This window comes from Pseudomonas sp. NPDC087817 (genome assembly GCF_044742875.1).
In the GTDB taxonomy this organism is placed as follows: domain Bacteria; phylum Pseudomonadota; class Gammaproteobacteria; order Pseudomonadales; family Pseudomonadaceae; genus Aquipseudomonas.
In genome coordinates this window covers 25,870-32,542 of sequence record NZ_JBIUVJ010000060.1, presented here as the reverse complement: position 1 = coordinate 32,542, position 6,673 = coordinate 25,870, and the positions used below count along the sequence as shown (strand labels likewise).

At 58.4% G+C, this 6,673-nt stretch carries 7 protein-coding genes and 1 tRNA gene; 6 read left to right on the top strand and 2 right to left on the bottom strand.

Translation table 11 applies throughout. From position 1 onward, the window contains the following. On the top strand, window positions 1–180 hold a 180-nt coding region (locus ACIONG_RS25060), incomplete at its 5' end, for a S1 RNA-binding domain-containing protein (RefSeq protein ID WP_401303362.1). A gap of 129 nt (window positions 181–309) precedes the next feature. Further along, window positions 310–385: transfer RNA gene (locus ACIONG_RS25055), tRNA-Thr, on the top strand. A 6-nt stretch (window positions 386–391) separates the two neighbouring features. On the opposite strand, the gene ACIONG_RS25050 is transcribed toward ACIONG_RS25055, so the two are convergent. Further along, the gene (locus ACIONG_RS25050) at window positions 392–895 is read right to left on the bottom strand and encodes a hypothetical protein (protein ID WP_401303360.1); all 504 of its coding nucleotides are present in this window, start codon (window positions 893–895) and stop codon (window positions 392–394) included. A gap of 276 nt (window positions 896–1,171) precedes the next feature. On the opposite strand from ACIONG_RS25050, the gene ACIONG_RS25045 reads away from it, so the two are divergent. Next, the gene (locus ACIONG_RS25045) at window positions 1,172–1,471 is read left to right on the top strand and encodes a DUF6388 family protein (RefSeq protein WP_103303289.1); all 300 of its coding nucleotides are present in this window, start codon (window positions 1,172–1,174) and stop codon (window positions 1,469–1,471) included. A 95-nt stretch (window positions 1,472–1,566) separates the two neighbouring features. On the opposite strand, the gene nadC is transcribed toward ACIONG_RS25045, so the two are convergent. Then, a complete protein-coding gene (gene nadC, locus ACIONG_RS25040; RefSeq protein ID WP_213027524.1) occupies window positions 1,567–2,415 on the bottom strand; it encodes a carboxylating nicotinate-nucleotide diphosphorylase in 849 nt (282 codons plus the stop codon). A 317-nt stretch (window positions 2,416–2,732) separates the two neighbouring features. Between nadC and ACIONG_RS25035 the strand changes: the two genes are divergently transcribed. The 3 genes from ACIONG_RS25035 to ampE all read left to right on the top strand — a co-directional run bounded on the left by ACIONG_RS25035 (window position 2,733) and on the right by ampE (window position 6,380). Next, window positions 2,733–4,919, top strand: coding sequence for a DUF1631 domain-containing protein (locus ACIONG_RS25035; RefSeq protein WP_401303357.1), 2,187 nt, complete (start codon window positions 2,733–2,735; stop codon window positions 4,917–4,919). 64 nt (window positions 4,920–4,983) lie between these two features. Then, window positions 4,984–5,544, top strand: a complete 561-nt coding sequence (gene ampD, locus ACIONG_RS25030) for a 1,6-anhydro-N-acetylmuramyl-L-alanine amidase AmpD (protein WP_213027526.1) — start codon at window positions 4,984–4,986, stop codon at window positions 5,542–5,544. Further along, window positions 5,541–6,380 carry a regulatory signaling modulator protein AmpE gene (gene ampE, locus ACIONG_RS25025; RefSeq protein WP_401303355.1) on the top strand — a complete coding sequence of 280 codons (840 nt, stop codon included), beginning with the start codon at window positions 5,541–5,543 and terminating at the stop codon, window positions 6,378–6,380. The genes ampD and ampE overlap by 4 nt, the downstream gene beginning before the upstream one ends. Window positions 6,381–6,673 lie beyond the last annotated feature (293 nt).

Here is a 6,673-nt window from a genome sequence, read left to right as displayed (position 1 = left end):
CTCCCGGGCAAGGCCGGTCTCGTGCACATCTCGATGCTGCCCGACGCTCGCGGAGAGAAAGTGACCGACATCCTGAAAGAAGGCCAGGAAGTGGAAGTGCTGGTACTGGACGTGGACAACCGCGGCCGTATCAAGCTGTCCATCAAAGACGTGGCAGCGGCCAAGGCTTCGGGCGTTTAATCACCCCAAAGCGTTAGCGCAATAAAAATGCCCCGCCGTGAGAACGGCGGGGCATTTTTTTGCCTGCGAAATATCGAGACATTCTGCGAAGTTGCCGGACTTCAATACCGGTGCTAGGTTTAGCCCACCGCCCGTGTAGCTCAGCCGGTAGAGCAGCGCACTCGTAACGCGAAGGTCGCAGGTTCGATTCCTGTCTCGGGCACCACTCCCCTTATTTCACTTTACGGCTCAGATCCTCGACGGCGCGTTTGAGCTGATCCATCGCCCGATCCTGATCGTTTATTTTCTGCTTCAGATTCGAAATCTCGCTGCTGTTCGAGTTGGAACTGGAACCACTGTTGCGCTTGAGGTCTTCGACCTGGCGGCTGAGCGTATCGAGCTGGCGGTCCTGTTCCTTGACCTTGTTCTTCAGATCTTCGACTTCTCTGCCACTGGAACTTGAGCTGGAACCGCTGCTGCGCTTGAACTCTTCAATCTGACGCGACTGCTCATTAACGGTGTCGCGCATCTTCTTCAGTTCATCGACACCGATTCCGCTTCTGATCACCACCTCTTTGCCGTAGTCGTTGTGTATGGCGGTAATCTGATCGCCGTAGGAAGGGCTGCTGTTACTCAGTTCAATTGCCATTGCAGTTGCTGGCAGGGCCAGTGTGCCCAGCAGGGCGGTCAGAGCGGTGGCGGAGACAACAGAAGAAATCTTCGAAAAGCTGCGCATCACTGGTTTTCCTTGTGAACAGCAAGAGTAAGTGCCGACATGGCACATCGCTATGACTCAAAATCCGGATTTATGTTCCGCAGGTCAGCTTTTTGTGAGAGAGATGTAAAGAGCCGTGTAATTCGTCATGCAAACGTCCTATATTCGGTGCCTGCATGAGCATCGCCCAGCAGTTTTCAGATGATCCCGAATGGTTCCGAAGGCCGGTCAATCCGCGTCAGAGAGATCCTTGATGATCCAGATCCATCCTCCATTCCTATGATCAGCGAGAACGCCATGACCGAATTAACTCAAGAGCAACGTCACGAACTAGCGCTGGAAAAGTACGTTCTGGACGTACCGGAGCTGAAAGAAGAGATCAAGGACCTGAGTCCTGATGATCAGAAAGACCAGATCCAGTGGGCATTCGAGGACGAAGCCGAAGCCCAGGGCTTGCAGCCGTGGGAACTGACGCTCAAGTACACCAGCACTCCTGAGGAGTTCGAGGCTCAGCGTCTTGTACTGCACAAGGAGGCGGCCGAAGTGTTGGGCGTCGAGTGGCAAGAGTACTGCGAGATGAACAATCTCGTCGTTTGACGAGAGCTGCAAGCTTCAAGCCGCAAGCTACAAGTCAAAGCAGAACCGTTTGGCTTGCAGCTTGCAGCTTGTAGCTTGAAACTTGCCGCTGCTGTTTAAAGGCTCAGACGCATCGACAGATCCACCGCCTTTACATCCTTGGTCATCGCACCAATCGAGATGTAATCGACCCCGGTCTCGGCGATTGGCAACAGAGTGCTTTCGTTGATGCCGCCGCTGGCTTCAAGTTTCGCCTTGCCGCCGTTGAGGCGTACGGCTTCGCGCATGTCGTCCAGGCTCAGCTCGTCGAGCATGATGATATCGGCACCGGCAGCCAACGCTTCCTTCAGCTCCTCCAGGCTCTCCACTTCGACCTCCACCGGTTTACCCGGCGCGATCTTGTGCGCGGCAGCGATGGCCTGGGCGATGCCTCCGCTGGCGGCGATGTGGTTTTCCTTGATCAGGAACGCATCGTAGAGGCCGATGCGGTGGTTGTGGCAACCGCCGCAGGTCACCGCGTATTTCTGCGCCAGACGAAGGCCCGGCAGGGTTTTACGGGTATCGAGCAGCTTGACCTGAGTCGTCCCGACGAAGTCAGCCAGGTACTGCGCGCGCGTGGCCACGCCAGACAGCAGTTGCAGGAAATTCAGCGCGCTGCGTTCACCGGTCAGCAGTGAGCGGGCCGGCCCTTCCAGATGAAACAGCGGCTGATTCGGTTTGACCCGTTCGCCATCGACCACTTGCCAATGCACCGCGACCCGCGGATCCAGCTGACGAAACACGGCATCGACCCACGCCGTGCCGCAGATGACGGCTGCATCGCGAGTGATGATGGTGGCTTTGGCCAGACGTTCGGCAGGAATCAATTGTGCGGTGATGTCGCCGCTGCCGATGTCTTCGAGCAACGCACGGCGCACGTTGGCTTCGATTTCGGCGGTCAAATCGGCGAGACGTAGATTCGGCATAACGGGCTCCACAAACAAAGTGATTCGATTATAGGGGCATGGCACGAACCAACCCAAGGTGAGAACTCGCGTGCTTGACTGCATCTGGTCGATTTTCTTTGAGTAAACGTGCTTCAGGCGCGGTCATTGGAGGGTGGCCGGGCATAGGGGAAACCCTGACGCCTCTGGCGTATGGGATAACTTTTACAAGATAATTCGCCGCGCATTTGACGTCATAGGTTTGACGTCTGTGATGGCCAGAATCATTGATATCTGTGCAAGCCCGCTTTCACAGGGATTTGTGTCGATCAGAAGAATCACCGTTCCAGGAGGCTTGGATGCACAACGACGGGAAAGTAGTGCCTTTGCACAAGGCCGCTACGGATCAGGCGAATCACTCGCCGCTCGCCCGCCTGCCTGTGATTCTGCTTCAGGTTCGCGACAAGGCCGCTCAACAGTTACGGCACGGCTTGCAGGAGCTGTTTGATAACGCCGACGACACTTTGTTTGAAATGGCTGACCGGGCGCGCAACGACGTCGAACAGAACATCTTTTTCGAAGCCATGCGCGACCTGCGCCTCAAGCGCAAAAACATCGAGCGCGGTTTTCTCGAACAATTCTTCGAGGCCTTTGTCGGCCTCACACAATACGATCCCGTTCACAACACGCTGCCGCGTCCGTTGATGTATGAAGAATCGGCTCCACGCACCGATGACATGGAGCGCAACGTGGCGGTGGAGACCATGGTCGGCCGCGTGCTCAAGCGTGATGGCTTCGCCCTCGATCAATTGACCGCACGACTTGGCGCCTTGCTCGGCAGTACGCTTGATGATCAGCACAACCCGCTCGGCCCGGCGCTGCTCTGTGAGTATTTCCTCCAGGCCGGACGCAACCTGGGCGTCGAGATCAAGGTCAAGTTGATCCTGCTCAAACTGTTCGAGCGCTATGTGCTGGCCGACACTGAGCAACTGTATGCCGAAGCCAATCAACTGCTCAGCGCCACCGGTGTGCTGCCCGAGCTGAAACCGGCACCGGCGCGGCGCGCGATTGATCGCGCGGCCGCCGCCATCAATCGCGAAGAAAGCGATGACCCGGCGCCAGCCGACGAAGGTGTGCAGGAAGTCTTCGCCGCGTTGCAGGAGTTGTTGTTGCACGTGCGCGGCAGTGTCGCGCCAACCCTCGAAACGAGCGCCGCCGCCCAGCCGATCACCACCCGCGACCTGCTGCGCCTGCTTTCGCACTTGCAGCAATATGTGCCGGCGCTGGCGGCGCAGGACGACTTTGATCTGCGCAATCAGCTCGAACAATTGCTGACGCGGGTCAGCGTCAAAAGTGGCAAGTCACGAATCGTCGGTGGTACAGACGAAGACGTGATCAACCTGATCGCCATGGTCTTCGACTGCATCCTCGAAGATCACAATGTGCCGGACTCGCTCAAGGCACTGATCGCCCGCTTGCAGATCCCGATGCTCAAGGTCGCGGTGCTCGATAAAAGTTTCTTCAGTCGCAGCAGTCACCCGGCGCGGCGCCTGCTCAATGAAATCGCCGATGCGGCCATGGGCTGGGGCGACTGCGACGGCGAGACGCGTGACAGCCTGTATCTGCGCATCGAGCAAGTGGTGCAGCGCCTGCTAACCGATTTTGTCGATGACCCGGCGATTTTTTCCGAGCTGCTCGCCGACTTTCTCGCCTTCACTAGCGATGAGCGTCGCCGCAGCGAATTGCTCGAACAGCGGCTGCGTGATGCCGAAGAGGGGCGGGCGAAAACCGAGCTGGCGCGGCGGCGGGTCGAGCTGGCGTTGAATCAGGCGCTGTTGGGCAAAGTCCTGCCACCGTCAGTCGTGACATTTGTACAGGACGCCTGGAGCAAGGTGTTGCTGCTGACCTGCCTCAAGCATGGCGACCAGTCAGCCGAGTGGCAGGCCGATGTGCAGACCATGGAACAATTGGTCTGGAGTGTGCAGCGTCATGCCGACCCGGACGCCAGTATGCGTTTGCTGGCGCTGGTGCCGGGTTTGCTCAAGTCGCTGCGTGATGGCTTGAGCAGTTCGGCATTCGATCCGTTTGCGACCAGTGAATTCTTCAGTGAACTGGAAGCGCTGCATGTGCGCGTGCTGGAGCCGTCCACCCAGGCCGACGCGTCTACGTCGACGCCAATGATCGAGGTGTCGCAGCAGATCGTATTGCAGGCAGCCGAAGAGGGCGCGATGGCGCCGGGGGCGGCGCGTCTGGCGCATGACGGTGCGGGCCTGCAACAGGTCGATCAATTGCGTGTGGGCAGTTGGGTTGCGTTTCAGGAAGACGATGAAAACACCCTGCGCTGCAAATTGGCGGCGATCATCGAGGCCACCGGCAAATACGTGTTTGTCGACCGCACCGGGATGAAAGTGCGGGAGCGCAGCCGTATCGGTCTGGCCCTTGAGTTCCAGCGTGGTGCGGTGCGTGCGCTGGATGACACCTTGCTGTTCGACCGTGCGCTGGAGTCGGTGCTGGGCAATCTGCGACGACTCAATCGCGCCAAGTGATCGCGCGGCGGGGGGCGATCACGGCATACTGGGCGCCAACACAGTCGGCGTTGAAGGAATCGGTATGCAGTTGGATCCCGCTAGCGGGTGGTGTCACGGGGTGCAGGTGTGCCCATCGCCCAACTTCAATGAGCGCCCTGCGGGCGAAGTTTCCCTGTTGGTGATCCACAACATCAGCCTGCCGCCTGCGCAGTTCGCTACGGGTAAGGTGCAGGAATTTTTCCAGAATCGTCTGGATGTCACCGAACATCCCTACTTTGCAGGGATTGCCGACCTACGGGTCTCGGCGCATTTTCTGATCGAACGTGACGGCAGCGTCACCCAGTTTGTCTCCTGTCTTGAACGGGCGTGGCATGCCGGCGTGTCGGTCTTCGATGGACGGGAAACCTGTAACGATTTTTCCGTGGGCATCGAGCTCGAAGGCACCGATGATCTGCCGTTCACCGACGCGCAGTATCAGGCGTTGACGGCGCTGACACGCCAGTTGCAAAAAGCATTTCCGGCTATCACCGGCGCGCGCATTTGCGGGCACAGCGACATTGCACCCGGGCGCAAGACCGATCCTGGCCCGGCATTCGACTGGGCGCGTTACCGCGCAGCCCTGGCACAAGAGGAAGGACAATGAGTTTTCTGGTGTTACTGCTGGCGGTCTGGATCGAGAAGTTCTCGGCCCTGCGCCATCGGGTTCAACGCGATGGCGGATGGATCCGCGAACTGCACAAACTCGAAAGCAGCGAGCGGCTGGCGACACAGGCATGGCTGGTGCTGACGATTCTGGTGCTGCTACCGGTAGCCTTGCTGGGATTGTTGCTGGTGGTGCTGGAGCCGGTGGCCTATGGCTTGCTGGCCTTGCCGGTGCATTTGCTGGTGGTGATTTACAGCCTCGGGCGTGGCGATTTGCTGGGCGGTCTCGGTCCGTTTCGCGATGCCTGGCGCCGTGAGGATCTGCAAGCAGCGGCGCATGTCGCCAAACGTGATCTGAATATCTGCGCCGACAGTGGTGAGCAATTGCTCGATCGGGTGCAGGGGCATCTGTTGTGGCAGGCCTATCAGAGTTTCTTTGCGGTGATTTTCTGGTATTTCGTGCTCGGACCGGTGGCGGCGCTGGCCTATCGCTTGTTGGCGCTGGCTGAAGAGCACGGTCAAAACCCGGCGCTGGTCGAGCGTGCCGCGCAGTTGCGCCATGCCTTCGACTGGCTGCCGGTGCGCCTGCTGGCGGCGAGTTTTGCGTTGGTCGGCAACTTCGTTGCGGTCAGTCGCGTGATGCTCCATGAGCTGCTGAACTGGAACATCAGCGCCGCACAGCTGATCAACAAGGTCGGATTGGTCGCAGGGGAAATCCCGCCGCCGGTCGTCGGCCCGGAAGGCATCAACACTCTGGATTGCCTGTGGGAACTGCTGCTGCGCGCGGCGGTGCTGTGGTATGCCGGGTTTGCCTTGTGGACTGTTCTGATTCACTGATCTTTCAGTGAAACTCATTGTGGTGAGGGAATTTATCCCCGATGGGCTGCGCAGCAGCCCCAAAAACCATCCTCCACGATTTATCAGATACAACGCCTATTCCGTTATTGGGGCCGCTTCGCGCCCCATCGGGGATAAATCCCCTCGCCACAATGGTTTTGTGTTGTCCTTGCGTCGTTAACCTTAAGTTACAAAACCTCCCTCCGATTTGAGCTATACAGAGATGGCGCCCGATAGTGGCTATCTGCTGTCTCTGCGCGCCTGCCAATAAAAACAAGAAAAACCAAGGGAGA